This window comes from Nocardioides sp. NPDC101246 (assembly GCF_044767415.1).
Taxonomy (GTDB): Bacteria; Actinomycetota; Actinomycetes; order Propionibacteriales; family Nocardioidaceae; genus Nocardioides.
Window position 1 is genome coordinate 86517 of record NZ_JBIWNX010000012.1, and the last position, 23689, is coordinate 110205.

Annotated in this window: 27 protein-coding genes; 18 read left to right on the top strand and 9 right to left on the bottom strand. The window is 69.3% G+C overall.

What is annotated here, in order from left to right; all coding sequences use genetic code 11:
• Positions 1-11: 11 nt before the first annotated feature.
• From ACIRON_RS21510 to ACIRON_RS21550, 9 genes are all read left to right on the top strand, one after another.
• Positions 12-755 (top strand): metalloregulator ArsR/SmtB family transcription factor, encoded by a 744-nt coding sequence (locus tag ACIRON_RS21510; protein ID WP_091041035.1) that lies wholly within the window; start codon positions 12-14, stop codon positions 753-755.
• Positions 752-2170: a Fe-S cluster assembly protein SufB gene (sufB, locus tag ACIRON_RS21515; RefSeq protein ID WP_091041037.1), complete on the top strand. Its 1419-nt coding sequence runs from the start codon at positions 752-754 to the stop codon at positions 2168-2170. The genes ACIRON_RS21510 and sufB overlap by 4 nt, the downstream gene beginning before the upstream one ends.
• Entirely contained in the window at positions 2170-3351 is a 1182-nt protein-coding gene (gene sufD / locus ACIRON_RS21520; RefSeq protein ID WP_402995304.1) for a Fe-S cluster assembly protein SufD, read from the top strand. The genes sufB and sufD overlap by 1 nt, the downstream gene beginning before the upstream one ends.
• Positions 3348-4106: a Fe-S cluster assembly ATPase SufC gene (gene sufC / locus ACIRON_RS21525; protein ID WP_402995306.1), complete on the top strand. Its 759-nt coding sequence runs from the start codon at positions 3348-3350 to the stop codon at positions 4104-4106. The genes sufD and sufC overlap by 4 nt, the downstream gene beginning before the upstream one ends.
• Position 4107: 1 nt before the next feature.
• A complete protein-coding gene (locus ACIRON_RS21530; RefSeq protein ID WP_402995308.1) occupies positions 4108-5361 on the top strand; it encodes a cysteine desulfurase in 1254 nt (417 codons plus the stop codon).
• Entirely contained in the window at positions 5361-5813 is a 453-nt protein-coding gene (gene sufU / locus ACIRON_RS21535; RefSeq protein WP_402995310.1) for a Fe-S cluster assembly sulfur transfer protein SufU, read from the top strand. The genes ACIRON_RS21530 and sufU overlap by 1 nt, the downstream gene beginning before the upstream one ends.
• Positions 5814-5938: 125 nt before the next feature.
• On the top strand, positions 5939-6274 hold the full coding sequence (locus ACIRON_RS21540; protein ID WP_160028798.1) for a metal-sulfur cluster assembly factor: 336 nt from the start codon (positions 5939-5941) through the stop codon (positions 6272-6274).
• A gap of 111 nt (positions 6275-6385) precedes the next feature.
• On the top strand, positions 6386-6790 hold the full coding sequence (locus tag ACIRON_RS21545; protein WP_402995312.1) for a nuclear transport factor 2 family protein: 405 nt from the start codon (positions 6386-6388) through the stop codon (positions 6788-6790).
• Positions 6791-6833: 43 nt separating this feature from the next.
• A complete protein-coding gene (locus ACIRON_RS21550) occupies positions 6834-7565 on the top strand; it encodes a helix-turn-helix transcriptional regulator (protein ID WP_402995314.1) in 732 nt (243 codons plus the stop codon).
• Between the two features lie 65 nt (positions 7566-7630).
• On the opposite strand, the gene ACIRON_RS21555 is transcribed toward ACIRON_RS21550, so the two are convergent.
• The gene (locus ACIRON_RS21555; RefSeq protein WP_402995316.1) at positions 7631-7972 is read right to left on the bottom strand and encodes a WhiB family transcriptional regulator; all 342 of its coding nucleotides are present in this window, start codon (positions 7970-7972) and stop codon (positions 7631-7633) included.
• A gap of 234 nt (positions 7973-8206) precedes the next feature.
• On the opposite strand from ACIRON_RS21555, the gene ACIRON_RS21560 reads away from it, so the two are divergent.
• The 5 genes from ACIRON_RS21560 to ACIRON_RS21580 are packed head-to-tail and all read left to right on the top strand — an operon-like array spanning position 8207 to position 11298.
• Complete coding sequence (locus ACIRON_RS21560; protein ID WP_402995318.1) at positions 8207-8848, top strand: maleylpyruvate isomerase family mycothiol-dependent enzyme; 642 nt, start codon at positions 8207-8209, stop codon at positions 8846-8848.
• A gap of 20 nt (positions 8849-8868) precedes the next feature.
• A complete protein-coding gene (locus tag ACIRON_RS21565; protein ID WP_402995320.1) occupies positions 8869-9714 on the top strand; it encodes a GNAT family N-acetyltransferase in 846 nt (281 codons plus the stop codon).
• A 25-nt stretch (positions 9715-9739) separates the two neighbouring features.
• Entirely contained in the window at positions 9740-10288 is a 549-nt protein-coding gene (locus ACIRON_RS21570) for an ASCH domain-containing protein (protein ID WP_402995322.1), read from the top strand.
• 23 nt (positions 10289-10311) lie between these two features.
• Entirely contained in the window at positions 10312-10674 is a 363-nt protein-coding gene (locus ACIRON_RS21575) for an MmcQ/YjbR family DNA-binding protein (RefSeq protein WP_402995324.1), read from the top strand.
• Positions 10675-10683: 9 nt separating this feature from the next.
• Positions 10684-11298 (top strand): acVLRF1 family peptidyl-tRNA hydrolase, encoded by a 615-nt coding sequence (locus ACIRON_RS21580; RefSeq protein ID WP_402995326.1) that lies wholly within the window; start codon positions 10684-10686, stop codon positions 11296-11298.
• A 4-nt stretch (positions 11299-11302) separates the two neighbouring features.
• Here the strand turns inward: ACIRON_RS21580 and ACIRON_RS21585 are convergent, their stop codons facing one another.
• Complete coding sequence (locus ACIRON_RS21585; protein ID WP_091041060.1) at positions 11303-11743, bottom strand: hypothetical protein; 441 nt, start codon at positions 11741-11743, stop codon at positions 11303-11305.
• A 114-nt stretch (positions 11744-11857) separates the two neighbouring features.
• Here ACIRON_RS21585 and ACIRON_RS21590 point away from each other — a divergent pair, with 114 nt between their 5' ends.
• A complete protein-coding gene (locus ACIRON_RS21590; protein WP_402995329.1) occupies positions 11858-12775 on the top strand; it encodes a phosphotransferase in 918 nt (305 codons plus the stop codon).
• A 6-nt stretch (positions 12776-12781) separates the two neighbouring features.
• On the opposite strand, the gene ACIRON_RS21595 is transcribed toward ACIRON_RS21590, so the two are convergent.
• On the bottom strand, positions 12782-13726 hold the full coding sequence (locus tag ACIRON_RS21595; RefSeq protein ID WP_402995331.1) for a neutral zinc metallopeptidase: 945 nt from the start codon (positions 13724-13726) through the stop codon (positions 12782-12784).
• Positions 13727-13789: 63 nt separating this feature from the next.
• On the opposite strand from ACIRON_RS21595, the gene ACIRON_RS21600 reads away from it, so the two are divergent.
• Positions 13790-15388, top strand: a complete 1599-nt coding sequence (locus ACIRON_RS21600) for an ABC-F family ATP-binding cassette domain-containing protein (protein ID WP_402995333.1) — start codon at positions 13790-13792, stop codon at positions 15386-15388.
• A 3-nt stretch (positions 15389-15391) separates the two neighbouring features.
• Here ACIRON_RS21600 and ACIRON_RS21605 read toward each other — a convergent pair whose 3' ends face one another.
• From ACIRON_RS21605 to ACIRON_RS21625, 5 genes are all read right to left on the bottom strand, one after another.
• Positions 15392-16624: a hypothetical protein gene (locus ACIRON_RS21605; protein WP_402995335.1), complete on the bottom strand. Its 1233-nt coding sequence runs from the start codon at positions 16622-16624 to the stop codon at positions 15392-15394.
• A gap of 30 nt (positions 16625-16654) precedes the next feature.
• A complete protein-coding gene (locus ACIRON_RS21610; protein WP_402995554.1) occupies positions 16655-17176 on the bottom strand; it encodes a GTP-binding protein in 522 nt (173 codons plus the stop codon).
• 73 nt (positions 17177-17249) lie between these two features.
• On the bottom strand, positions 17250-17609 hold the full coding sequence (locus ACIRON_RS21615) for a DUF742 domain-containing protein (RefSeq protein WP_402995337.1): 360 nt from the start codon (positions 17607-17609) through the stop codon (positions 17250-17252).
• Positions 17610-17623: 14 nt separating this feature from the next.
• Positions 17624-18010, bottom strand: a complete 387-nt coding sequence (locus tag ACIRON_RS21620; protein ID WP_091041067.1) for a roadblock/LC7 domain-containing protein — start codon at positions 18008-18010, stop codon at positions 17624-17626.
• A complete protein-coding gene (locus ACIRON_RS21625; protein ID WP_402995339.1) occupies positions 18000-19556 on the bottom strand; it encodes an ATP-binding protein in 1557 nt (518 codons plus the stop codon). The genes ACIRON_RS21620 and ACIRON_RS21625 overlap by 11 nt, the downstream gene beginning before the upstream one ends.
• A gap of 230 nt (positions 19557-19786) precedes the next feature.
• Between ACIRON_RS21625 and ACIRON_RS21630 the strand changes: the two genes are divergently transcribed.
• Positions 19787-21670: an ABC transporter ATP-binding protein gene (locus ACIRON_RS21630; protein ID WP_402995341.1), complete on the top strand. Its 1884-nt coding sequence runs from the start codon at positions 19787-19789 to the stop codon at positions 21668-21670.
• Between the two features lie 8 nt (positions 21671-21678).
• Here ACIRON_RS21630 and ACIRON_RS21635 read toward each other — a convergent pair whose 3' ends face one another.
• The gene (locus ACIRON_RS21635) at positions 21679-22566 is read right to left on the bottom strand and encodes an SURF1 family protein (RefSeq protein ID WP_402995343.1); all 888 of its coding nucleotides are present in this window, start codon (positions 22564-22566) and stop codon (positions 21679-21681) included.
• Positions 22567-22632: 66 nt separating this feature from the next.
• Between ACIRON_RS21635 and moaA the strand changes: the two genes are divergently transcribed.
• The gene (gene moaA / locus ACIRON_RS21640; RefSeq protein ID WP_402995345.1) at positions 22633-23652 is read left to right on the top strand and encodes a GTP 3',8-cyclase MoaA; all 1020 of its coding nucleotides are present in this window, start codon (positions 22633-22635) and stop codon (positions 23650-23652) included.
• Positions 23653-23689: the final 37 nt, after the last annotated feature.

Genomic DNA, 23689 nt, shown 5'->3' on the forward strand with positions numbered 1-23689 from the left:
ACAATGGTGTTGTGAAATTCGACGAGAGCACTCTGCCCAAGAATGGGCACAGCGCGGAGACCAGCGAGGAGAGCACCCGCCAGCGGGTCGCTCGGTCGCTGCTCGTCGACGGTCCACAGACCGCTGCGACGCTGGCCAAGCGGCTCGATCTCACCCCGGCCGCGGTCAGGCGCCACCTGGACGCCCTGGCCGAGGAGGAGGCGGTGGAGCAGCGCGAGCCGCGCACCGCGTCCACCCGTGGGCGGGGCCGCCCGGCCAAGCTCTTCGCGCTCACCGACCAGGGTCGGGACGGCTTCGAGAAGAAGTACGACGACCTGGCCGTCGAGGCGCTGCGGTTCCTCTCCGAGGTGGCCGGCGAGGAGGCCGTGCGGGAATTCGCGGAGCGCCGCGCGGCGTTCATCAAGCAGGGACTGGACCGGATCGCCGCCAGCGAGACCGACCTCAGCCCCGCGCAGGTGCTCGCGAACGTGTTCACGGCCAACGGCTATGCGGCCTCCGTCAGGGAGTTGCCGCTGATCAACGGTCATGACGCGGGTGAGCAGCTGTGCCAGCAGCACTGCCCGGTCGCCCACGTCGCCCAGGAGTTCCCCGAGCTCTGCGAGGCGGAGACAGAGGCGATCGCGAAGCTGCTCGGCACCCACGTACAACGCTTGGCCACCATCGCCCACGGCGACGGGGTCTGCACGACGCACATCCCTCCTGGATCCTCCGGTCCCGGCGAAGTTTCGAAGAAGAAGGAGCAGGTCACGACATGACCTCCATCGAGGAGCTCAACCCCGAGCTGAAGGGCATCGGCAAGTACGAGTTCGGCTGGTCCGACTCGGACGTCGCCGGTGCTGCGGCACAGCGCGGTCTCAACGACGCCATCGTCCGCGACATCTCCGGCAAGAAGTCCGAGCCGCAGTGGATGCTCGACCTGCGCCTGAAGGGCCTCAAGCTCTTCGGCCGCAAGCCGATGCCCACCTGGGGCTCCGACCTCTCGGACATCGACTTCGACAACATCAAGTACTTCGTGCGCTCGTCGGAGAAGCAGGCCACCTCGTGGGAGGACCTGCCCGAGGACATCAAGAACACCTACGACCGGCTCGGCATCCCGGAGGCGGAGAAGCAGCGCCTGGTCGCCGGTGTCGCCGCGCAGTACGAGTCGGAGGTCGTCTACCACTCGATCCGCGAGGACCTCGAGGCCCAGGGCGTGCTCTTCCTCGACACCGACACCGCGCTCAAGGAGCACCCGGAGATCTTCCAGGAGTACTTCGGCACGGTGATCCCGGTCGGCGACAACAAGTTCGCCGCGCTGAACACCGCGGTGTGGTCGGGCGGCTCCTTCATCTACGTGCCCAAGGGTGTCCACGTCGACATCCCGCTGCAGGCCTACTTCCGGATCAACACCGAGAACATGGGCCAGTTCGAGCGCACGCTGATCATCGCCGACGAGGGCTCCTACGTTCACTACGTCGAGGGCTGCACCGCGCCGATCTACCAGTCCGACTCGCTGCACTCCGCGGTCGTCGAGATCATCGTGAAGAAGAACGCCCGGGTTCGCTACACGACCATCCAGAACTGGTCGAACAACGTCTACAACCTGGTCACCAAGCGCGCCGTCTGCGAAGAGGGCGCGACCATGGAGTGGGTCGACGGCAACATCGGCTCGAAGGTGACCATGAAGTACCCGGCGGTCTACCTGATGGGTGAGCACGCCAAGGGCGAGACGCTCTCCATCGCCTTCGCCGGCGAGGGTCAGCACCAGGACGCGGGCGCCAAGATGGTGCACGCCGCCCCGAACACCTCCTCCTCCATCCTCTCCAAGTCGGTGGCCCGCGGTGGCGGCCGGACCTCCTACCGCGGTCTGATCCAGATCAACGAGGGCGCCCACGGCTCGAAGTCCAACGTGCTCTGCGACGCGCTCCTGGTCGACCAGATCTCCCGCTCGGACACCTACCCCTACGTCGACATCCGCGAGGACGACGTCTCGATGGGTCACGAGGCCTCGGTCTCGAAGGTCTCCGACGACCAGCTGTTCTACCTGATGTCCCGCGGCATGGCCGAGGACGAGGCGATGGCGATGATCGTGCGCGGCTTCGTCGAGCCGATCGCCAAGGAGCTCCCGATGGAGTACGCCCTCGAGCTCAACCGCCTGATCGAACTGCAGATGGAAGGAGCCGTCGGCTGATGACGGCAGTAGCTGACGCTCTCGAGATGAACAAGGTCGAGAGCCACCTCCACCCGGAGGGAAGTTTCGACGTCGACGCCCACGAGGTGCCGAAGGGTCGCGAGGAGGTCTGGCGGTTCACCCCGCTCAAGCGCCTCAAGGGCATCCACGACGACGCCCCGTTCGCCGACGGTGCGACCAAGGTGGAGGTCGAGGCGGCCGCAGGTGTGACCGTCGAGACCGTGGCGGCCGACGATGACGTACGCGGCACCTCCGGGCTCGTGCCGACCGACCGCGTCTCGGCGCGGGCCTGGGCGGCCAGCACCGGCGCGACCCTCGTGCGGATCCCGACCGACACCGTGATCGAGGGCGCGACCGTGATCCGCCACCACGGCACCGGCTCGGAGACCGCCGGCGCCGGTCACGCGGTGATCGTGGCGGAGAAGTTCGCCAAGGCGACCGTCGTGCTGGTCTTCGAGGGCTCTGCCGTCGTGGCCGACAACATCGAGATCGTCGTCGAGGACGGCGCCGACCTCACCGTCGTCTCCGTCCAGGACTGGGCCGACGACGCCGTCCACCTCTCCACCCAGCACGCCAAGGTCGGCCGCGACGCCAACCTCAAGCACGTCTCGGTGAGCTTCGGCGGCGACGTGGTGCGCCACGACTTCTCGGCTGAGTACGCCGGCCCCGGCGGCTCTGTGGAGTCGCTCGGCCTCTACTTCGCCGATGCCGGTCAGCACATCGAGCACCGACTCTTCGTCGACCACACCGCCCCGAAGACCAAGTCCAACGTGGTCTACAAGGGCGCGCTGCAGGGCGAGAAGGCCCACGCGGTCTGGATCGGCAACGTGCTGATCCGCAAGGAGGCCGAGGGCATCGAGACGTATGAGGAGAACCGCAACCTCATCCTCACCGACGGTGCCTGGGCCGACTCCGTGCCCAACCTGGAGATCGAGACCGGCGAGATCGAGGGCGCGGGTCACGCCTCCGCGATCGGCCGCTTCGACGACGAGCAGCTCTTCTACCTGCGCAGCCGCGGCATCTCCGAGACCGAGGCCAAGCGCCTGGTCGTGCACGGCTTCTTCAACGACCTGATCCGTCAGATCGGTGTCCCCGAGCTCGAGGAGAAGCTGACCGGCACGGTCGAGGCCGAGCTCGCCAAGAACATCAACACCCTTATCGAGAAGGACGCAACCGCATGAGCACGCTTGAGATCAAGGACCTCACGGTCTCGGTCGACACCGAGGACGGTGCCAAGGAGATCCTCAAGGGCGTGACCCTGACGATCAACTCCGGCGAGACCCACGCGATCATGGGCCCCAACGGCTCGGGCAAGTCGACGCTTGCCTACTCGATCGCCGGCCACCCGAAGTACACCATCACCGGCGGCACCGTCACCCTCGACGGTGAGGACGTCCTGGAGATGTCGGTCGACGAGCGCGCCAAGGCCGGTCTGTTCCTGGCGATGCAGTACCCCGTCGAGGTCCCCGGCGTGAGCGTGGCCAACTTCCTGCGCACCGCGAAGACGGCGCTGGACGGCGAGGCCCCCAAGCTGCGTACGTGGGTCAAGGACGTCAACGGTGCGATGAACAAGATGCACATGGACCCGACCTTCTCGCAGCGCTCGGTCAACGAGGGCTTCTCCGGTGGCGAGAAGAAGCGCCACGAGATCGCCCAGCTCGACATCCTCGACCCGGCCTTCGCGCTGCTCGACGAGATCGACTCCGGCCTCGACATCGACGCGCTCAAGGTCGTCTCCGAGGGGATCAACGACTTCCGCGCCCGCGATGGCAAGTCGGTCCTGCTGATCACCCACTACACCCGCATCCTGCGCTACATCAAGCCCGACCACGTGCACGTCTTCGTGGCCGGCCGGATCGCGGAGTCGGGTGGCCCGGACCTGGCCGAGGAGCTGGAGGCCAACGGCTACGAGAAGTACGTCGCGGCAGGGGTCTGACATGAAGGGTCTGCTGCCCGACCTGGATCTGGTCCGCAAGGACTTCCCGATCCTGGAGCGCACCTTCGACGGCGGCGAGACCCCGCTGGTCTACCTCGACAGCGCCAACACCTCGCAGAAGCCGCAGATCGTGATCGACACCATGGTCGACCACCTGGAGCGGCACAACGCCAACATCGCCCGGGCGATGCACCACCTGGGTGCTGAGGCCACCGAGGCGTTCGAGGGGGCGCGCGACACCGTCGCGCGCTTCCTCGGCGCGCCCGAGCGCGACGAGGTGATCTTCACCAAGAACGCCTCCGAGGGGCTCAACCTGGTCGCCAACACCGTGCCGCTGGCCGAGGGCGACGTGGTCGTGACCACCGAGATGGAGCACCACTCCAACATCGTTCCGTGGCAGCTGGCCACGCAGCGTGCGGGTGCGACGTTGAAGTGGTTCGGGCTCACCGACTCCGGTGACCTCGACCTGTCGAACATCGACGAGCTGATCACGCCGGCGACCAAGGTCGTCGCGCTGACCTGGGTCTCCAACATGCTCGGCACGATCAACCCGGTCGCCGAGATCGCACGCAAGGCCCACGAGGTCGGTGCGCTGGTCGTCGTCGACGCCGCACAGGCCGCCCCGGTGCTGCCGATCGACCTGGCCTCGATGCCCGAGGAGGAGCGTCCCGACTTCCTCGTCTTCACCGGCCACAAGGTCGTCGGCCCGACCGGCATCGGCGTCCTGTGGGGCCGGCGTGCCGCGCTCGAGGCGCTGCCGCCGTTCCTCGGTGGCGGCGAGATGATCGCGACGGTGACGATGGAGAAGTCGACCTACGCGCCGATCCCGCACAAGTTCGAGGCCGGCACGCCGCCGATCGCCGAGGCCGTGGGTCTCGGGGCGGCGCTGGAATACCTCATGCACGTCGGCATGGAGAACGTCCACGCCCACGAGCAGGCGATCACCGCCTACGCGCTGGAGCGTCTCGCGACGGTGCCGGGTGTGACCGTGCTCGGCCCGGCCGACGCGGCCAAGCGCGGGGGAGCGATCTCCTTCGAGCTCGACGGCGTGCACCCGCACGACGTGGCCCAGGTCCTCGACTCCAAGGGCGTCGCCATCCGCGCCGGGCACCACTGCGCCAAGCCTGCCCACCAGCGGTTCGGCGTACAGGCCTCCAACCGGATGTCGTCCTACCTCTACACCACGCCCGCCGAGATCGACGCGCTGGTCGAGGGGTTGGAATACGTACGCACGTTCTTCAAGTTGGATCAGTGATGACTGCCGCACAGCTCGAAGCGATGTACCAGGAGATCATCCTGGACCACTACAAGAACCCGCACGGGAAGGGTCTTCGCGACCCCTTCGAGGCGGAGGTTCACCACGTCAACCCGACCTGCGGCGACGAGATCACCCTGCGGGTGCACGTCGAGGGCGGCAAGATCGAGGACATCTCCTACGACGCCCTCGGCTGCTCCATCTCGCAGGCATCGGCCTCCGTGCTCAACGACCTGGTCGTCGGCAAGTCGGTCGACGAGGCGATGGTCATCCACGAGGAGTTCCTGCGGCTGATGCAGGGCAAGGGCCAGGTGGAGCCCGACGAGGACATTCTGGAGGACGGCATCGCCTTCGCCGGCGTCGCCAAGTTCCCCGCCCGGATCAAGTGCGCGCTGCTGTCGTGGATGGCCTGGAAAGACGCCACCGCCAAGACGCTCGCCGAGGAGAACTGATGACTGAGACCGACCACAGCACCCACGACCACGCGGGTCACGACCACTCCGGCCATGACCACTCCGGCCACGACCACTCGGGCCACGGTCACGGGCACGGTCACGAGGCCCCGGAGTGGCAGGGGATGCGTACGTCCACGGTCGAGGGCGCGAGCCTGAAGATCGAGGACGTCGAGGAGGCGATGAAGGACGTCGTCGACCCCGAGCTCGGCATCAACGTCGTCGACCTGGGTCTGATCTACGGCCTGCACATCGAGGACCACTCCAACGTGGTCATCGACATGACGCTGACCTCGGCGGCCTGTCCGCTGACCGACGTGATCCAGGACCAGACCTCGCAGGCCTTGGAGGGCATGGTCAACGACGTACACATCAACTGGGTCTGGATGCCGCCGTGGGGCCCGGACAAGATCACCCCCGACGGCCGCGAGATGCTGCGCGCCCTCGGGTTCAACGTCTGAGGGTTCGCCCGACGCTGGGAGTCCTGAGGCCACTGGGTGGCCTCAGGACTCCCACCTCATTTCGGGGAACACCGACATACCGTTGTCGCGTGGTCGGTCGAAGGTAGACGCATGACCGACAACACGAGCCCCACGATCACGCCCAGCTCCGCCGCCCGCCACGCGCTCGACCTCTGGCTGACGATGTGGAACACCGACGGTGGCATCGCGCGACAGATCTGCGCGGACGACTTCCGGATCCACTTCGCCGTGACCGAGCCCGACGGCTCGACCCCAGCGGACGACATCCGCACCTCCGAAGACTTCGCGCGATATCTCGACTGGTGGCACGAGCAGAACCCGGGTGTCGTCTTCACGAACATCGCCGATGCCATCGACGGCGACCACGGCCGGTTGCTCTGGGATGTCGATGCGAACGGTCAGCAGGCAGGTGGCGTGGACGTCTTCGACTTCGATGGCGACGGTCGGGTCCGTCGGGTCTGGTCCGTGGGTGGGCAGAGGAGCATGCGGAGTTGATACTCCCCACCCGACTCTGCCGGCTCCCGGGAGGATGGGAAGCATGAAGCGAGCCGAGCGCCAATATGCCCTGGTCGACCTGCTTCGCGGAGCGCGGCGTCCCTGGTCCGCCGCGCGGCTCGCCGACGAGTTCGGCGTATCGTCGCGGACGATCGAACGCGATATCGGTGCGCTCCAGCAGGCCGGGGTCCCCATCTACGCTGATCACGGGGCCGCGGGCGGCTACTCGATCCTCCGTGAGTACTCGCTGCCGCCGCTGAACCTCTCCTCTGCGGAGTCGGTGGCAGTGCTCGCCGGTCTCGCACTGCTCGAGTCTTCGCCGTACCAAGGGGCTGCGCGCCGCGCTCGCGCCAAGATCGCTGCGGTCATGGACGAGGCGCATCGCGCGCCCGTGCGGGATCTGCTCGGAACGATGCACGTCATCGACGCCGTCCCTCCAACCGACGGCTCCGTGCCGCTCGGGATACTCTCCGACGCGATCGCCGCGCGCCGCGTGGTGCGACTCACCTACATGGGCGAAGGCGCCGACGGAGACCCGGACCTCTCCAGCACGACCGTCCGTGAGGTCGAGACCATGGGTCTGCTCCGCGCCGCTGACACCTGGCTGCTCACCGGATGGTGCCGACTCCGGGACGCGATCCGTGGGTTCCGGATCGAGCGGATCATGCGACTGGAGATCCTCGACGAGGTCCCGTCGCGGCGCGACCCGGCCCTGCTCGAGGCGGATCTCGCACAGTGGCCGACGACGCGGCCTCTCCTGTCCGGACCGGAGTAGTCCCTGACGCGCCTTGACGTGGGAGTCTCGAGGTCACCCAGTGCCCTCAGGACTCCCACGTCATTTCAAGCAACTCTTCCGGCCCTTGCGATCGCCTCCTGGCTGCGCTTGTAGGGCTTCCGCCCAGGAGTCCTGGGGGCCTCCCGAGGCTTTCCGCTCTCCATGAGCACACCGCCCCAGACTCCCCACTCCCGCCGGGCGGTGCCGAGCTCGAGGCAGGTCTGCCGCATCGGGCACTCTGCGCAGACCTGCTGTGCCTCGGCGAGCTGGGTGAGGTCCTCGGGGTGAAAGAGCTCCGGGTCCTCGCCCACGCAGGCCCACTCGTCGGTCCGGGGAGTCGGGTGCTTCAGCGTCAGCTCGTAGGTCTTGGTGCTGAATCCCTCTCCGAAGAGTGTGATGATCTCCATCTCGTTCACCTCCTGGTGATGCTGCTGGACATGAGAAAAGGGCCGCTCCCGTCGATCGGAGCGGCCCTGGTGGGTGCGGTGAGCACCTACTCCTGATGCGGCTCCGTGCGCGCAAAATTCACGTCCGGGACCGGCCGGCCCAGGATGTCGTAGGTGGTGATGCATTCGCGCATGTCCTGAACGCTACTGACCGGGTACCTGCGCGGCCACTGGTTTGTTTGGCAAGGTGTCGGCATGGACGTAGCCGCCCGCACCGCAGCCAACCGCCGCCTGCTCGCCGACTTCTTCGACGGCCTCGACGAGTCCCAGCTGGAGATGCGGAGCCTCTGCTCGGCCTGGACGGTGAGGGAAGTGCTCGGTCACAGCGCGATGCCGTTCTCGGTCGGGGTCGGCCGGCTGCTGTGGCGCACGATGCTGGCCCGCGGCTCCATCGACCGGGCCTCCGCCGCGATCGCCGAGGAGCAGGCGCGACGGCCGGTCGCGGAGCTGACCGGGCTGCTGAGGACGTACGCCTCCAAGCGGGCGCCGGCCCCCGGGGTCGGTCCGATGGGGCAGTTCACCGACCACTGCATACATCTGCGTGACTGCGCCCGGCCGCTCGGCCTCGAGACCGACGTCGCGCTCGAGGACTGGCGCGCGGTGCTCGACTGGCTGCCGACCAAGCAGGCCTCGCTCGGGGTGGTCCCGGCCGGACGACTCGACGGGCTCGCGCTGCGCGCGACCGACCAGGACTGGTCCTGGACTGCGGCCGATGGCTCGGGCAAGGAGATCGCCGGTCCCAGCGAGGCCCTGGCGATGGCGCTCTCCGGCCGGTCGGTCGCGCTGGTGGATCTCGACGGACCCGGGGTGGCGACGTTGCGGAAGCGGATCGGTTGACCCGGGTAGGCTCCGCGGACGTGGAGGCTCCTGGTCGGATCTGGTTCGGGTACATCGCCGCGGTGGGGATCGCGGTGATCGGGCTGATCACCCTCGACCCGCTTGCGTTCGGCCTGGCCGTCGCCGTGCTGGTCGCGACGGTGCTGGGGGAGTGGTACCGCGGTCGGCAGATCGCGCTCGCTGCCGCCGCGCAGGACGCCGACCTTCCCGAGCTGGTCTCCCGATGGGCCCGGGGCTGGGCCTACGCGCGTGGCTTCCCGCGCCCCGCGACGGTGCCCGGAGGCGTACGTGTCGAGGTGGGACAGCCCGGCCGCCAGGTCGAGTGGGTGGCGACCGACGACGCGGACACGCTCGCCGGGCTCGTGGACACCGCCCGGGCCACACCCGAGGCATGGCTGTCGGTCGTGACCGAGTCGCCCGCGGGCGTACGTCCCTGGTTCGTCGAGGCCGGTCTGGTCACCGACGACGGCGAGGAGGCGCTGATGTCGATCGACCTCGCTGACCAGGCGTCCCGCGAGCTCCCGGAGGGCTACCGCGCCGAGGTGGAGCGCGCCGGCGGTGTCATCACGGTGACGGTGCGCTCGGGTGAGGCTGCGGCCGCGGACGGAACGATCGCCGTCATCGGCACCGACGCTGTCGCCGACCGCATCCGGACCGACCCCGACCATCGTCGCCGCGGGCTCGGCGGCGCGGTGATGAGTGTGCTCGTCGCGGCCGCTCGCGAGGCCGGCGCGAGCCACGGCCTCCTGGTCGCCAGCGAGATGGGTGAGTCGCTCTACGCCGGCCTCGGCTGGCGCGCCGAGGCCCGCCTGGTGACCGCGCGATCACCCGCGCCGCACACCTCCGTCGAGTCCCAGCACGGCTAGCGCGAACTGTGATTGAGTGTCGCCTATGAGCGACGACGCTGCGGTCCCCGCGCCTGATGCCCCTGCCTCCGACACCCAGCAGGAAGTTGACGTCGCCGCGTTCTGGGAGGACGTGAAGCACCACGCTCACCTCAGCGCCGCGCCGGGCTACTTCGGGGCGTCGCCGCTGGAGGCGCTGCAGCCGCCGGCCTGGGCCTTCGGAGGTACGCCGGAACAGTCCAACGAGCTCCTCGAGCTCGTGCTCGAGGGCGCGAAGACCGCGACCGCCTCGGCGATGTGGGACTACGAGGCCGCAGAGGAGCCGATCCCGACCGTCGGCACGCTCGGCATCGTTCTCGACGGCGCCGGCCACCCGCGCGCGCTGGTCGTGACCACCGCGGTCGACGTGGTCGCGTTCGACGAGGTCTCCGCCGAGCACGCCCGGGCCGAGGGCGAGGGCGACGGCTCCCTGGAGCACTGGCGCGAGGTCCACGAGCGGTTCTTCACCGAAGAGGCCGGCCACGACCGGGGTTTTGCCGACGACATGCCGGTCGTCCTCGAGCGCTTCGAGCTCGTCTGGCCGAAGCCGGACTGACCCGAGAGCTCGGATGCTGGGCCATGACACCGACTGAGCTGACCGAGCGGGTGCGGGGGATCTGCCTCGGGTTCCCGGAGAGTGCCGAGAAGGTCACCCATGGGTCGCCCGGCTTCTTCGTGAAGAAGCAGTTCGTGATGCTGTGGCCGCAGGGACATCACGAGCGGGACGAGCCGCATCTGTGGGCGGCCGCGGCGGCGGGAGTGCAGGCCGAGGTCGTCGGCGACGATCCCGAGCGCTTTTTCGTACCTCCCTACGTCGGTGGCCGCGGCTGGGTCGGCATGCGGCTCGACGGTGACGTCGACTGGGGCGAGGTCGCCGAGATCTGCGAGGACGCCTATCGCCACATCGCGCCGCCTCGGCTGCTGCGCGGCCTGGACCGGTAGCGTACGGACATGCCCAACGTCGCCGTCCCGGTCGCTCGGATCCAGCGCTGGGTCGACAACTTCGCCGGGCGCCACGGCCAGACCCGGCTCGCGGTCGACTCCGGTGCCCTGACCGGTGCCGCGGCCGACGGCTCCTCGTTCATCGCGGCGCTGCCGTTCGAGAGGACGTACGCCGGGCCGGCCGAGGTCGGGGCGTTCATCGCCGCCTCGGCGGCCCCTCGGGAGTGGGGCCTGCTGCTGGTGCGCAAGGGTGGCTTCGCGATCGCCCGGATGAGCGGCGGCGAGATCGCCGACCACAAGATCGGGCGCCGACACGTCCAGGGGAAGACCAAGGCGGGCGGCTGGAGCCAGCAGCGCTTCGCCCGGCGCCGGGCCAACCAGGCCAGCGCTGCGTACGAGGCGGCGGCTGAGCACGCCGCCCGGATCCTCGACGGGCTGCGAGGCCCGCTGGTGACCGGCGGCGACCACGGCGGCGTCGACGACGTGCTCGAGGACCGTCGGCTTCAGGCGCTCACGGTGACCGGGCTGTGGCTGCCCGTGCAGGACCCCAACCGCGCGGTGCTCGATCAGGCCATCGAGGAAGCCCAGAAGGTGCGGATCGAGGTCCTCAACGCCGACGGCTGACGCCTCAGGGGAGCTGCCAGACTCCGGGTGAGCCCTTGATCATCAGGCCGTCGGTCAGCAGCGTCTGGCGGGCGCGTCGCGCCGCGTAGCGCCAGCGGAGCTCGCCTTCCGGGGTGGTCTCGAAGTCTCCCGGCAGGAGGCTGTCGGCTAGCTGGCTCTCGAGCTCGTCGAGGACGTCGTCGGCGGACATCGAGCCGCCGGCGGTCTCGAGGATCTCCAGGATGAGCGGCGCGAAGGCGGCCGGCGGGGTCCACTTGCGGGGAGCCGACTTGGTGACGACCTTCGGCGCGGCGGCCGTGGTGCTCGTCGTGGTCTTGCGCACCCGGGTCGTCGGCTTCGCTGCCCTCTTCGCGGGCGGAGCCGGGGCGGGCGGGGCCGGGGGCCGCCCATGGATGCACTGTGACTTCGGCAGGTCACACAGCTCGCAGTAGTCAGTCTCGGACATCGGCTCAACCATATCGGCCCCAGGATCAAAGTCCGTATCCCGTCATCGCATATGTCATCGCATCCCGGCGGCGAGTGCCGTTGCGACCTGCGTGGATGCGCTACTTTGGCAAGCATGTGGCAGCCCGACCCAGGGTGGCTCGTCCTCCCCGGCGGCACCGGACCCTCCACGCTGGGGGTCTGGCGCACCGCCGTGGGCGAGGATCAGGAGCCGGTCGTGGTCAAACGGCTCGGGCGGCCGGGGACGTACGATCCGGCCGAGCTGGGCCGCCGGCGCCACTTCGCCTACTGGCGGCGTGCGGCCGACGTCGCCACCTCGGGTCTCGTCGACGACACCCCGGGCATGATCGGCGCGCACACGAGCGTCGCCGAGGACGACGAGGGCATCACCCTGACCACCGACTGGGTCGAGGACGCCGCCAACTCCGGGCTCTTCGCCGCGCTCTCGATGGGCCGCTTCGCCGGCGCGGACCTGGGCGAGGCGCGCTGGCTGGCGCGCGACCAGTTCCGTGACCGGATCGCGCGGGTGGAGTACAACGGCGGCTGGCCGACCATGACGCGCACGACCGCCGCGGACATCGCCCACACCCTCTGGGAGCGGCGTGGGCGCTTCACCAACCTCCTCGACGAGCTGCCCCAGGTCGCCCAGCACGGCGACCCGGTGCCGCAGAACCTCCTCGGCCGCACCGACGACGGCGAGCGGCTGGTCGCGATCGACTGGTCGAGCCTGGGCCACGGCCCCGTCGGTGGTGACCTGGGGCTCTATCTGCTGCACGCCCGGGAGTCGTTCGAGCCGCTGCTGGAGGCGTACGTCCTGGGGCTGCCCTCTGGCGTCGCGACCCGTGAGGAGGTGAGGCTCGGTGCACAGATCAGTGCGGTCTACACCGCGCTGAGCCGCGCCGAGTGGGCGCTGAGCCGGATCACGCCGGGGGAGGGCCCGCTGCTCGCCAAGTTCCGCCACCCGGCAGTCGCTCCCCACCTGCGGAACCTGCAGCGTCAGGCGCCGCTGGTGGAGGCGCTGCTCGCGATGTAGCGGGGGCTACGGGTTGTCGAGGTCGTTCGCCTTGAACGTGTCGCAGCCGGCGATCGAGTCGGGGGTGGTCAGGCCCTTCCTGAACCAGGCGATCCGCTGCTCGGAGGAGCCGTGGGTGTACTGCGAGGTGTCGACGCGGCCGGTCGTCCGGGACTGGATGTGGTCGTCGCCGACGGTCTTGGCGGCGCTGATGCCTTCCTCGATGTCCTGGTCGGTGATGTCCTCGACGAACCCGTCGTCCTCGGCGGCGGCGGTCCACATGCCGGCGTAGCAGTCGGCCTGCAGCTCGAGGCGTACCGCGTCGGACTCGGGGCCCTGCTGGGTGCGGACCTGGCCCATGGTGCCGAGCAGGTTCTGGATGTGGTGGCCGTACTCGTGGGCGAGCACGTAGGCGCGTACGAAGGTGGTGTCCTGCCCGCCTAGCTGCTCGAAGATCGAGTCGAAGAACGTCGGGTCGAGGTAGATCGTCTGGTCGGCCGGGCAGTAGAACGGGCCGACGGAGCTCGACGCCGAGCCGCAGCCGCCGGTCTGGACCTGGTCGGAGAAGATCACGACCGCCTGCTCGGGCTGGAACCGGCCGGAGAGGTCGGGCTGGGAGTCCCAGTAGCCGGTCATCGAGTTCTCGAGGGCGACGAAGGCGCAGTTCTCGTCGTTGTTGGCGTCCTCACCGGTCCGGCACGACCCGAAGTCGCCGGTCTCGCCGCCGTCGGCCGCCTGCAGGCCGCCGAAGGTGCCGGTGCCGACCGAGGTCGAGCTCCCGCTGTCGCCGAGGACCTGCGGCCCGACGCCCATGCACTGGGTGACGAGAAAGAAGACCAGGAGCAGGATGACGGTGCCGATGCCACCGCTCGCCTTGCCTCCAGGGATCGGGATCCGGCCGCCACCGCCACCACCGACATGCCCACCGGAGGTCCGGCTGGTGTCGAGTCTGGCCTTCGGGTTGAACCGCATCTTGTCCCCCTGGAGGTGGTGATGTGTGGGACCGAGTGCCCCGCCCATACACTAGTGACGGAGATGATCACTGCCCATGACCTAGAAGTCCGCGTCGGCGCCAGACTTTTGATGGAGAACGTCACATTCCGAGTCGGACCCGGCGACAAGGTCGGGCTCGTAGGCCGCAACGGCGCTGGGAAGACGACCCTGACGAAGGTGCTCGCCGGCGACCATCTGCCCGCCTCCGGAACGGTGTCCAACACCGGTGAGATCGGCTATCTGCCCCAGGATCCACGGGTCGGCGACCCGGAGGTGATCGCGAAGGACCGGATCCTGTCCGCGCGCGGGCTCGACGATGCCGTACGCCGCATGCGGATCGCCGAGGAGGAGATGGGGTCGGACGACCCGAACGTGCGCGAGAAGGCGATGAAGCGCTACCAGCGCGCCCACGACGAGCTCGACGCCGGCGGTGGCTACGCGGCCGAGACCGAGGCCCTGCAGATCGCCCAGTCGCTCGGCATCCCCGACCGGATCATGACCCAGCCGCTCAAGACGCTTTCCGGCGGTCAGCGCCGCCGGGTCGAGCTGGCGCGCATCCTCTTCTCGAGCGCCGAGGTGCTGATCCTCGACGAGCCGACCAACCACCTCGACGCCGACTCGATCATCTGGCTGCGCGACTGGATGAAGTCCTACAAGGGCGGCTTCATCGTGATCTCCCACGACAACGACCTGCTCGCCCAGACGGTCAACAAGGTCTTCCACCTCGACGGCAACCGTGAGGTGATCGACATCTACAACATGCCGTGGAAGCAGTACCTGACCCAGCGCGAGACCGACGAGGCCCGGCGCAAGCGCGAGCTGATGAACGCGCAGAACAAGGCCAAGACGCTCACCGACCAGGCCAACAAGATGCGCGCCAAGGCCACCAAGGCGACCGCCGCGCAGAGCATGCTCAAGCGTGCCGAGAAGATCATGGCGGGGGTCGAGGGCGAGCGGCAGCAGGAGAAGGTCGCCGCGATCAAGTTCCCCTCGCCCGCGCCGTCCGGAAAGACTCCGCTGACCGCCCACGACCTCTCGAAGTCGTACGGCGGCCTGGAGGTCTTCACCGCGGTCGACCTGGCCATCGACAAGGGGACCCGGGTGGTCATCCTCGGCCTCAACGGCGCGGGGAAGACCACGATGCTGCGCATCCTGGCCGGCGTCGATGCCTCCGACACCGGCGAGGTCGTGCCGGGGCACGGGCTCAAGATCGGCTACTACGCCCAGGAGCACGAGACCCTCGACACCAAGCGGTCGGTGCTGGAGAACATGCAGTCCTCGGCGCCGCAGCTGACCGACACCGAGGCCCGCACCGTGCTCGGCGCGTTCCTCTTCTCCGGCGACGACGTGCACAAGCCCGCCGGGGTGCTCTCCGGTGGCGAGAAGACCCGGCTGGCGCTGGCCTCACTGGTCGTCTCCAAGGCCAACGTGCTCCTGCTCGACGAGCCCACCAACAACCTCGACCCGGCCTCCCGCGAGGAGGTGCTCAACGCGATCCGCCGCTACGAGGGAGCGATCGTGCTGGTCACCCACGACGAGGGCGCTGTGCACGCGCTCGAGCCCGACAAGGTGCTCATCCTCCCCGATGGTGTCGAGGACCTGTGGAACGAGGAGTACGCCGACCTGGTCTCGCTCGCGTAGCGCTCAGGTCAGGGTGCGGACGAACGTCACCGGCATCGAGGTCGGGTAGCGGTAGGAGAGCGAGTCGGTGTTGCGCTCGACCTGGTCGGCGGGCACCGCGAGGGAGACCTCGGGGAGACGCTCCAGCACGGTGCGTACGGCCGCCTGGACGATGATGGTGCCCGGCCGCTGGGCGGGGCAGGAGTGGGGGCCGGCGCTCCACGACATGTGGGCGCGGTTGCCGATCTCCAGCCACGGGTCGCCGCCGGTCATCATCGGGTCGACGTTGGCCGCCGCGATGCATGGCACCACCGCGTCGCCCTTGCGGATCAGCTGACCGCCGAGCTCGACGTCGCGCAGCGCGAACCGCGGGGTGATGTTGTAGCACGGTGGGTCGCGCCACATGACCTCCTCGATCGCCTGGTCGACGTCGAGGCGACCGCCGCGCAGCCGGCCGGCGAAACGCTCGTCGGAGAGCATCAGCAGCAGGGTCTGGGTGATGGTCGCGATGGTCAGCTCGTTGCCGGCGATGATCATCACGATCATCGCCTCCATGACCTCGTTGTCGTCCCACAGGCCGGGGTCGTCGATCAGGTGCGAGGTCAGGTCGTCCTGGGGGTCCCTGCGGCGCTTGGCGATGTGGTCGACGATCTCGACGGCGAGCTCGATGACGCCCTCCTGGGCGAGCTGGCCGCCGCCGAGAACCTTGTGGGCCGCCTTGCGCATCGAGTCGCCGACCTCGTGACCCATGCCGAACATCGCGGCGACCGAGAGCAACGGGATCAGCACGGCGTAGTCCTGGACCAGGTCGGCCTCGCCGCGCTCGAGCATGTCGTCGACGAGGTCGTTGCAGATGCTGCGTACCTTCGCGGCGTAGCCGTGCTCGTCGACCCGCGAGAGGGCCCGGTCGACCGGCGAGCGCAGCCGCCGCCGGAGCTCGCCGTCGTTGTGGAAGGAGTTCTGCCGGGTGGTCACGAAGGGGTAGATCGGCATGTCCGGCAGGATCTTGCCCTCCTGCACCGCGCTCCAGTTGTCGCCGTTGCGGGAGAAGACCTCCTCGTTGCGGATGACCTCGCTGAACTCGGCGTAGCCCATCGCGAACCAGACGCGTACGCCGGGGGAGAGCTCGCCCGGAGCCACCGGACCCCACTCGGCGCGGAGCCGTTCGTGCACCTCGCGAGCCTGCGGGCCGACGGTGTCGGGCGCCTGGATCAGGTCGGTGAGATCGGCGAGACGTACGGTGCGGGTGGGAGCCATCGCGGTGCCTGTTCGGGTCGTGTGATCGGGTCAGTGCGTCTTCAGCGCGTGGCGCACGAGCGCGGCGAGCGCACGGACGCAGGCGTTGCGGTTCTTGGCGTTGCACACGACGATCGGGGTCTCGTCATCGAGGTCGAGCGCCGTGCGGATCTGGTCGGGCTCGTAGTTCGGTGCGCCGGGGAACTGGTTGATCGCGACCACGAACGGCAGGGACGTACGCGTCTCCAGCTGGTCCAGCACCTCGAAGGAGTCCTCGAGGCGGCGCGTGTCGACCAGGACCAGCGCACCGGCGGCGCCCTCGGCGAGGCCGGACCACAGGTCCCAGAAGCGGCGCTGCCCGGGGGTGCCGAACAGGTAGAGCGCGATCTCGTCGGTCAGGGTGATCCGGCCGAAGTCCATCGCGACCGTGGTCGTCGTCTTCTCCGGGGTCGCCGCGACCTCGTCGATCCCCTCGCTGGCCTGGGTGATCGACTCCTCGGTGCGCAGCGGCTCGATCTCGCTGACCGAGCCGATCAGGGTGGTCTTGCCGACCCCGAAGGAGCCGACCACCAAGATCTTGACCGACTCGACGACGGTCGGCGCCAGATAGTGCTGATCGCCTGGGTCTACGCTTCGGCCGTGGCTGTCAGAGGTGGTTGAGAGCATGCAGCACCTTCTGGAGGGTTTCGCGGGAGGGGCCGGCGGCGGTGTCGCTGTCGGGGCGTACGCCGATCAGGCCGGCATCGATCATGTCCGAGGCGATCACCGCCAAGACGCTGACCGGCTGGCCGAGGTGGACGGCCATCTCGGCCATGGAGATGACGCCGAGACACTGGGAGAGGACCTCGCGCTCCTGGCGGCCGACCTCCGCGGGGGCCGCAGCCGGGCTGGTGTAACCGAGCAGCAGCGTCGCAGGCGTCAGCCGGTGGGTCGGGCGGGCGCGGCCGCCGGTCCGGACATAGGACCGGATCGGGTGGTCGACGTAGTCGTCAGCGGCGTCGGGCATCGGCTCGGATCTGCTCAGACCGAACGTCTCGGGGTGCTCATCGCGCGCTCCCCGATCATCAGGACGGTCGCCTGCATCTGCTGGGCGACCAGCGCCGGGTCGATGCTCATCTCGGTGACCACCGCGAGACGGGAGCCGTCGCCGGCGCCACGGATGAACAGGAAGCCGCCGTTGAACTCGACCATCACCTGACGGGGGTGGGCGTCGGCGCCGAACTGGCGGCTGATCCCGTGGCCGAGCGAGGTTAGTCCGGCGCACGCCGCGGCCAGCTTGTCGGCCTCCTCGCGCGGGGTGTGGCTCGTGCGGACCCGGACGAGCCCGTCGGCGGAGAGGACCACGACATGACGTACGCCGCGTACTCCCGCGACCAGCTCCAGCATCCAGCTGTTCTCATCGGTCATGGTTCCTCCAGTGGTTCTCGGGTGCGGAATCGGTCTCCGCGGTGGTGCGGCCATGCGTGGGGTCAGCGGCCTGGTGTGGGATCGTGGTGCCGCCGGCCGGAGTGGGCGGCGAGCTGAGGAAGCTGCTCATCCATGCGCCGGCCTGCTCGGCGGTCGGCTCCGGGCGCGTGGGGACCGGCTGGCTCACGGCTTGCTGGTTCCCGGTCGCGAAACGCTGGCCACGCTTCGAGCGGCGCTGCGGCAGGCCGTCGGAGGTGAACAGCGACGGCTGGCGTTGTTCGGGCAGCTCATGGTCGGGGACCGGATCGGGTGCCTTCGCGTTGGTGTAGACCGGCCAGGCCGGCGTCGTCGCGGCGGGCGGTGCCTTCGGCGCCTGGGCCAGGAGGGATGAGGGGATCGGGGTCGAGACCGGTGTGCGCGGCGCGACCACCTCGGCCGAGGCCGAGGTCTGCGACGTGGTCGTCGAGGTGGTCGTCGAGGTGGTCATCGACTCGGGGACCAGCACGGCGACCCGCAGGCCACCGTGGACGGACTCGGTCAGGTCGACGCGGAAGCCGTGGCGGCGTACGTAGGTCCCGACCACCGCCAGGCCGGTCTGCGGGATCTCGCCGAGGTCGCGCAGGCGAACCTGCCGGGCACCGGAGGCGATCTCGCGCATCCAGGCCAGGTTGGTCTCGTCCATGCCGACGCCCGCGTCGTCGATCTCGAGGGCAGCGCCGCGGCGTACGGAACGGATTCTGACCAGCACCTCCGTCGCAGGCGGCGAGGACTGAGTCGCATTGGCGAGGAGTTCGGCGAGGAGGTGGATCAACGGCTCGACGTACGCACCCTGGACCGCCACCGGGGGATCGCCCTCCACCCGGACCCGGCGGTAGGCGGTGATCCGGCCCGCCGCGCCGCGTACGACGTCGGCGATCGCGAGCGGGTCGCGCCAGTGCTGCCCGGGCTGCTCCCCGCACAGCGTGGCGATGCTCTGCGCCAGCCGCGCCTGCTGCGCCGCCGCATGGTCGACCCGCATCCCCGCCTCGAGCACATCCGGCTCGGCCGGGAACTTCGCCACCATTCGCGTCGACTCCTCCTGGATCCGGTGCGCCGACGCCTGCACCTTGCGAGACAGCGACAGCACCGCCACCCGCATCCCGGCATCCCCGCCCCGTCCAGCCGTTCCAGCCGAGACGTCAGGTACGTCGGCCGAGACGTCAGGTACGTCGGCCGAAAGGTCAGGTACGTCGGCCGAGACGTCGCTTGCGTCGGTCGAGGTGTCATCGGGTGCCGCCTCGGCCGACGTAAGCGACGCTTCGGCCGACGGGGCTGACGCCTCGGCCGACGGGGCTGACGCCTCGGCGGGGCTGGTGTCGTAGGCCATCGCGGTGAGCCAGAGGGTGAGGGCGACGACGGGTACGCCGGCGATGATCCAGGGCCAGAACCACTGATCACCGGAGGTGGTGACGAAGATGACGGGGGAGAGTGCGACGAAGAGGAGGATCGCCGTACTGCAGAACCATGGACCGGCTCGGTGGAGTCGGGCCGGGAGTGGTCGGGTCATGTCAGGGCACCTGGTGTGGGGGTGAACAGTCAGGGCATGAACCCGCGGGTTCAGGGCGGTCTGGACGAATCCTGATCCAGTCCCCGGAGACCGGCGCACACACGCGCTCCACTTCATATCACCAACAGAGCGCTTGGTCACCCACCACACGTGATTTTGACCATAATTCGACGGTGCATCCTCGACGCGGCCGAATCCGACCGGGCGACTAAGGTGACGGAGTGTCACAAATGGGTCCAGGCTTCGGTGCGAGCGGCGGGGCGATGGGCGGCGGCGGAATCATGCGCAACCTGCGTGCCGACCGGACGGTTCTCCAGCGCGGGCTGCCGAAGGGCACGCTGAAGCGCGTCGTCACCTACGCCAGGCCTCACCGGGCCCTGATCAGCGCATTCCTGGTGTTCACGGTCTTCGACGCCGCGCTCGTCGTGGTGACGCCGCTGCTGACCCAGCGCCTCATCGACGACGGCGTGCTCCAGCAGAACGTCTCGCTGGTGGTCTGGCTGGCCCTTGCGATGGCGTTGGTGGCCGTGGTCGACATGGGATTCGGGATCGTCTCGGGCTGGCTCTCGACCCGCATCGGCGAGGGTCTCATCTTCGACCTGCGCACCCAGGTCTTCGGTCACGTGCAACGCCAGTCGCTGGCCTTCTTCACCCGGGCCCAGACCGGCGCGCTGGTGAGCCGCCTGAACACCGACGTGCTGGGCGCGCAGCGGGCCTTCACCTCGACCCTGTCCAACAGCGTCTCCAACCTGATCTCCCTCGTCGTGGTCGGCGCGGCGATGCTGGTGCTGTCGTGGCAGGTGACGCTGATGTGTCTGGCGCTCTTCCCGATCCTGTTCCTGACCTCGCGCTGGGTCGGGCGCCGGCTGGCCGGCTTGACCCGCGAGCAGATGGACGGCAACGCGGCCCTCGCCACCACGATGACCGAGCGGTTCAACGTGGGCGGCGCCCTGCTGCTCAAGCTCTTCGGCCGCCGCGAGGAGGAGGATGCCGCCTTCGCCCAGCGCGCCGATGTCGTACGCCGCCTGGGCATCCGGATCGCGCTGCTGACCCGCCTGTTCGGGGCGACCATGCAGGTGGTCCCGGCGCTGGCGACCGCGCTGGTCTACGGCGTCGGCGGCTGGATGGTGATCCAGGGCGACGTCACGCTCGGCACCCTGACTGCGCTCGGTCTGTTGCTGGTGAGGCTGCTGGGACCGTTGCAGGCGCTCTCCAACGTACGTATCGACGTGATGACCGCGCTGGTCAGCTTCGACCGCGTCTTCGAGGTCCTCGACCTGCCTTCGCTGATCAAGGAGAAGCCCGACGCGGTCGAGGTGCCGGCTGACGCCGCGTCGGTGCGGTTCCGCCATGTGGCCTTCACCTACCCGCACTCCGAGGAGGTCTCGCTCGCCTCTCTGGAGTCGATCGCGCGCCCGGAGAGCCGGGAGGTGCGCGAGGTACTCTCCGACATCGACTTCGCGGCCGAACCGGGGGAGATGGTCGCCCTGGTCGGCCCCTCAGGTGCCGGCAAGTCGACGATCACCCACCTGATCGCGCGGCTCTACGACGTACGCTCCGGATCCGTCGAGGTCGGCGGGCTCGACGTGCGCGAGGTGACCCTGGAGTCGCTCGAGGCCGCGGTCGGCTACGTCACCCAGGACGCCCACATGTTCCACGACACGGTGCGTGGCAACCTGCTCTACGCCCGCCCTGGCGCCTCCGACGACGAGGTCTGGGCCGCCCTCGAGGCCGCCCAGGTCGCCGCCGTCATCAAGGGTCTCCCGGACGGCCTCGACACCGTCGTCGGCGACCGCGGCTACCGCCTCTCCGGTGGCGAGCGCCAGCGGCTCGCGATCGCCCGGCTGCTGCTGAAGGCACCCCACATCGTGGTGCTCGACGAGGCCACCGCCCACCTCGACTCAGAGTCCGAGGCCGCGGTGCAGACCGCTCTGGACGCCGCGCTGGAGGGACGTACGTCCATCGTCATCGCCCACCGGCTCTCCACCATCCGCGCCGCCGACCGCATCCTGGTGGTCGAGGACGGACGGGTCGTGGAGTCGGGCTCCCACGAGTCGCTGCTCGCCGCGGGCGGGCTCTACGCGGAGCTCTACGAGACGCAGTTCCGCCGCTAGGCGGGGCCTCAGCCCTTCCCGCTGCGCTCCCTCTCGTACGCAGCCTGGTAGGCCGCCTTCACGGCCTGCTTCTGGGCCAGCTTGGCGGCCTTCTTGCGGGCGCGCTCATCGGCCGGCTCGCCGCCGTCGGCGGTGTCATCGTCTGGTGCAGGGGTGTCCTGGTGCTGCGTGCGCCGTTCGTCGTACATCAGGTAGAAGAAGCCGGCGATGGCGAGCACACCGAAGAACCACCACTGCAGTCCGTAGAAGAAGTGGGGGCCGTTGTCGAGCTCGGGCAGGTCGGCCTGACGCAGCTGCGTGGCGGGCTCGGGGGACTCGGTGTCGAGGTGGAGCCAGCCGGTCATGAGCGGCTCGTCGACCACCTTCGCTACCTGGCTCGAGGAGAGCGCACGGGTGGCGTGGTAGCCGTCGACCTGGGCGACGTCGGTGGAGTCGCCGGTGCCGTCGGCGCGCACCCAGCCGGCGATCGTGACCTCACCCGAGGGCGGCGCCGGGAGGTCGTCGAACTCGTCCTGCGACTCGGTCTGGAGCCAGCCGCGGTCGACGAGCACCGCGCTGCCGTCGGCGAGCACCAACGGGACGACGATGTCGACACCCTTCGCGTCGTCGGGGGTGCGGTAGCGCCAGATGATCGTGTCGTCGACGGCGTACGTCCCGGTCGCGGTCACCCGCCGCCACTCGTCCTTCTCCGAGACCTGCCGGCCCGGGGCCAGCACGTCGGAGACGGGCGCCGCCTCGGCGTGCTCGTTGACGCGGACGATCTGGTTGCTGGTCTTGCGGTCCTCGAGACGGTCGAACTGCCACTGGCCCAGCCACCAGGTTCCGTAGGCCAGGATCAGCACGAACACCGTGAAACCGGCCCAGCGTCGGCTGAGCAGGAAACGGAACGAACTCACCCGATGAGACTAACTGGCATGCGGTCCTCACTCACGATCCGGGTCGAGCCTGCCTAGACTGGTGTGATGACGACCTCCCCGACAGATCAGACCCAGCAGAGGCTCGTCGACCGGTTCGGCCGGGTCGCGACGGATCTGCGGGTCTCTCTGACTGACCGCTGCAACCTGCGGTGCACCTACTGCATGCCGGCCGAAGGGCTCGACTGGCTGCCCGGCGACGAGGTGCTCACCGACGACGAGGTGGTCCGGCTGATCGGCGTCGCCACCGGTCAGCTCGGTGTCCGCGAGGTGCGGTTCACCGGTGGCGAGCCGCTGGTGCGGCGCGGGCTCGTCTCGATCGTCGCGCGCACCCGCGAGGTCGCTCCCGACGCGGAGCTCTCGATCACCACGAACGCGCTGGGGCTGGCCAAGATGGCCGGGTCGCTCGCCGAAGCCGGACTCGACCGGGTCAACGTGTCGCTGGACTCGATCCGGCCCGAGACCTTCGCCCAGATCACCCGCCGCGACCGGCTGGCCGACGTGGTCGCCGGGCTGGAGGCCGCGGCCGCCGCCGGTCTGGGTCCGATCAAGATCAACGCGGTGCTGCTGCGAGGAGTCAACGACGACCATGCCGCCGAGCTGCTCGGCTGGTCGGTCGAGCGCGGCTACGAGCTGCGGTTCATCGAGCAGATGCCTCTCGACGCCCAGCACGGCTGGTCGCGCGACAAGATGGTGACCGCCGACGAGACCCTGGCGGCGCTGTCGGCGGCCTTCGAGCTGACACCCGCGGAGGAGCCCCGCGGCAGCGCTCCCGCCGAGCTCTTCTACGTCGACGGTGGCCCGGCCAAGGTCGGCATCATCGCCTCGGTCACCCGCCCCTTCTGCGGCGACTGCGACCGGGTGCGCCTCACCGCCGACGGGCAGGTGCGCGACTGCCTGTTCGCGCGCTCCGAGTCGGACCTGCGTACGCCACTTCGTGCCGGCGCCTCCGACGCCGATCTCGCCGCCCGCTGGGTCACCGCCATGGCTGGCAAGCGCGCCGGCCACGGCATCGACGACCTCGGCTTCCTCCAGCCCGACCGTCCGATGTCCGCCATCGGCGGCTGACCGCCAGCCGAGACGTCACCCGCGTCGGCCGAGCTGG

Excerpts from the sequence above, each read along its gene's own strand:
- ACIRON_RS21630 (WP_402995341.1), top strand. The coding sequence starts at position 19,787 with ATGGGTCCAGGCTTCGGTGCGAGCGGCGGGGCGATGGGCGGCGGCGGA.
- ACIRON_RS21550 (WP_402995314.1), top strand. The coding sequence starts at position 6,834 with ATGAAGCGAGCCGAGCGCCAATATGCCCTGGTCGACCTGCTTCGCGGA.
- ACIRON_RS21615 (WP_402995337.1), bottom strand. The coding sequence starts at position 17,609 with ATGCCCGACGCCGCTGACGACTACGTCGACCACCCGATCCGGTCCTAT.
- ACIRON_RS21590 (WP_402995329.1), top strand. The coding sequence starts at position 11,858 with ATGTGGCAGCCCGACCCAGGGTGGCTCGTCCTCCCCGGCGGCACCGGA.
- ACIRON_RS21575 (WP_402995324.1), top strand. The coding sequence starts at position 10,312 with ATGACACCGACTGAGCTGACCGAGCGGGTGCGGGGGATCTGCCTCGGG.
- sufC (WP_402995306.1), top strand. The coding sequence starts at position 3,348 with ATGAGCACGCTTGAGATCAAGGACCTCACGGTCTCGGTCGACACCGAG.
- ACIRON_RS21530 (WP_402995308.1), top strand. The coding sequence starts at position 4,108 with ATGAAGGGTCTGCTGCCCGACCTGGATCTGGTCCGCAAGGACTTCCCG.
- ACIRON_RS21545 (WP_402995312.1), top strand. The coding sequence starts at position 6,386 with ATGACCGACAACACGAGCCCCACGATCACGCCCAGCTCCGCCGCCCGC.
- ACIRON_RS21625 (WP_402995339.1), bottom strand. The coding sequence starts at position 19,556 with ATGACCCGACCACTCCCGGCCCGACTCCACCGAGCCGGTCCATGGTTC.
- ACIRON_RS21570 (WP_402995322.1), top strand. The coding sequence starts at position 9,740 with ATGAGCGACGACGCTGCGGTCCCCGCGCCTGATGCCCCTGCCTCCGAC.
- ACIRON_RS21595 (WP_402995331.1), bottom strand. The coding sequence starts at position 13,726 with ATGCGGTTCAACCCGAAGGCCAGACTCGACACCAGCCGGACCTCCGGT.
- ACIRON_RS21540 (WP_160028798.1), top strand. The coding sequence starts at position 5,939 with ATGCGTACGTCCACGGTCGAGGGCGCGAGCCTGAAGATCGAGGACGTC.
- ACIRON_RS21555 (WP_402995316.1), bottom strand. The coding sequence starts at position 7,972 with ATGGAGATCATCACACTCTTCGGAGAGGGATTCAGCACCAAGACCTAC.
- moaA (WP_402995345.1), top strand. The coding sequence starts at position 22,633 with ATGACGACCTCCCCGACAGATCAGACCCAGCAGAGGCTCGTCGACCGG.
- ACIRON_RS21600 (WP_402995333.1), top strand. The coding sequence starts at position 13,790 with ATGATCACTGCCCATGACCTAGAAGTCCGCGTCGGCGCCAGACTTTTG.
- ACIRON_RS21585 (WP_091041060.1), bottom strand. The coding sequence starts at position 11,743 with ATGTCCGAGACTGACTACTGCGAGCTGTGTGACCTGCCGAAGTCACAG.
- ACIRON_RS21580 (WP_402995326.1), top strand. The coding sequence starts at position 10,684 with ATGCCCAACGTCGCCGTCCCGGTCGCTCGGATCCAGCGCTGGGTCGAC.
- ACIRON_RS21560 (WP_402995318.1), top strand. The coding sequence starts at position 8,207 with ATGGACGTAGCCGCCCGCACCGCAGCCAACCGCCGCCTGCTCGCCGAC.
- sufU (WP_402995310.1), top strand. The coding sequence starts at position 5,361 with ATGACTGCCGCACAGCTCGAAGCGATGTACCAGGAGATCATCCTGGAC.
- ACIRON_RS21620 (WP_091041067.1), bottom strand. The coding sequence starts at position 18,010 with ATGACCGATGAGAACAGCTGGATGCTGGAGCTGGTCGCGGGAGTACGC.
- sufD (WP_402995304.1), top strand. The coding sequence starts at position 2,170 with ATGACGGCAGTAGCTGACGCTCTCGAGATGAACAAGGTCGAGAGCCAC.
- sufB (WP_091041037.1), top strand. The coding sequence starts at position 752 with ATGACCTCCATCGAGGAGCTCAACCCCGAGCTGAAGGGCATCGGCAAG.
- ACIRON_RS21605 (WP_402995335.1), bottom strand. The coding sequence starts at position 16,624 with ATGGCTCCCACCCGCACCGTACGTCTCGCCGATCTCACCGACCTGATC.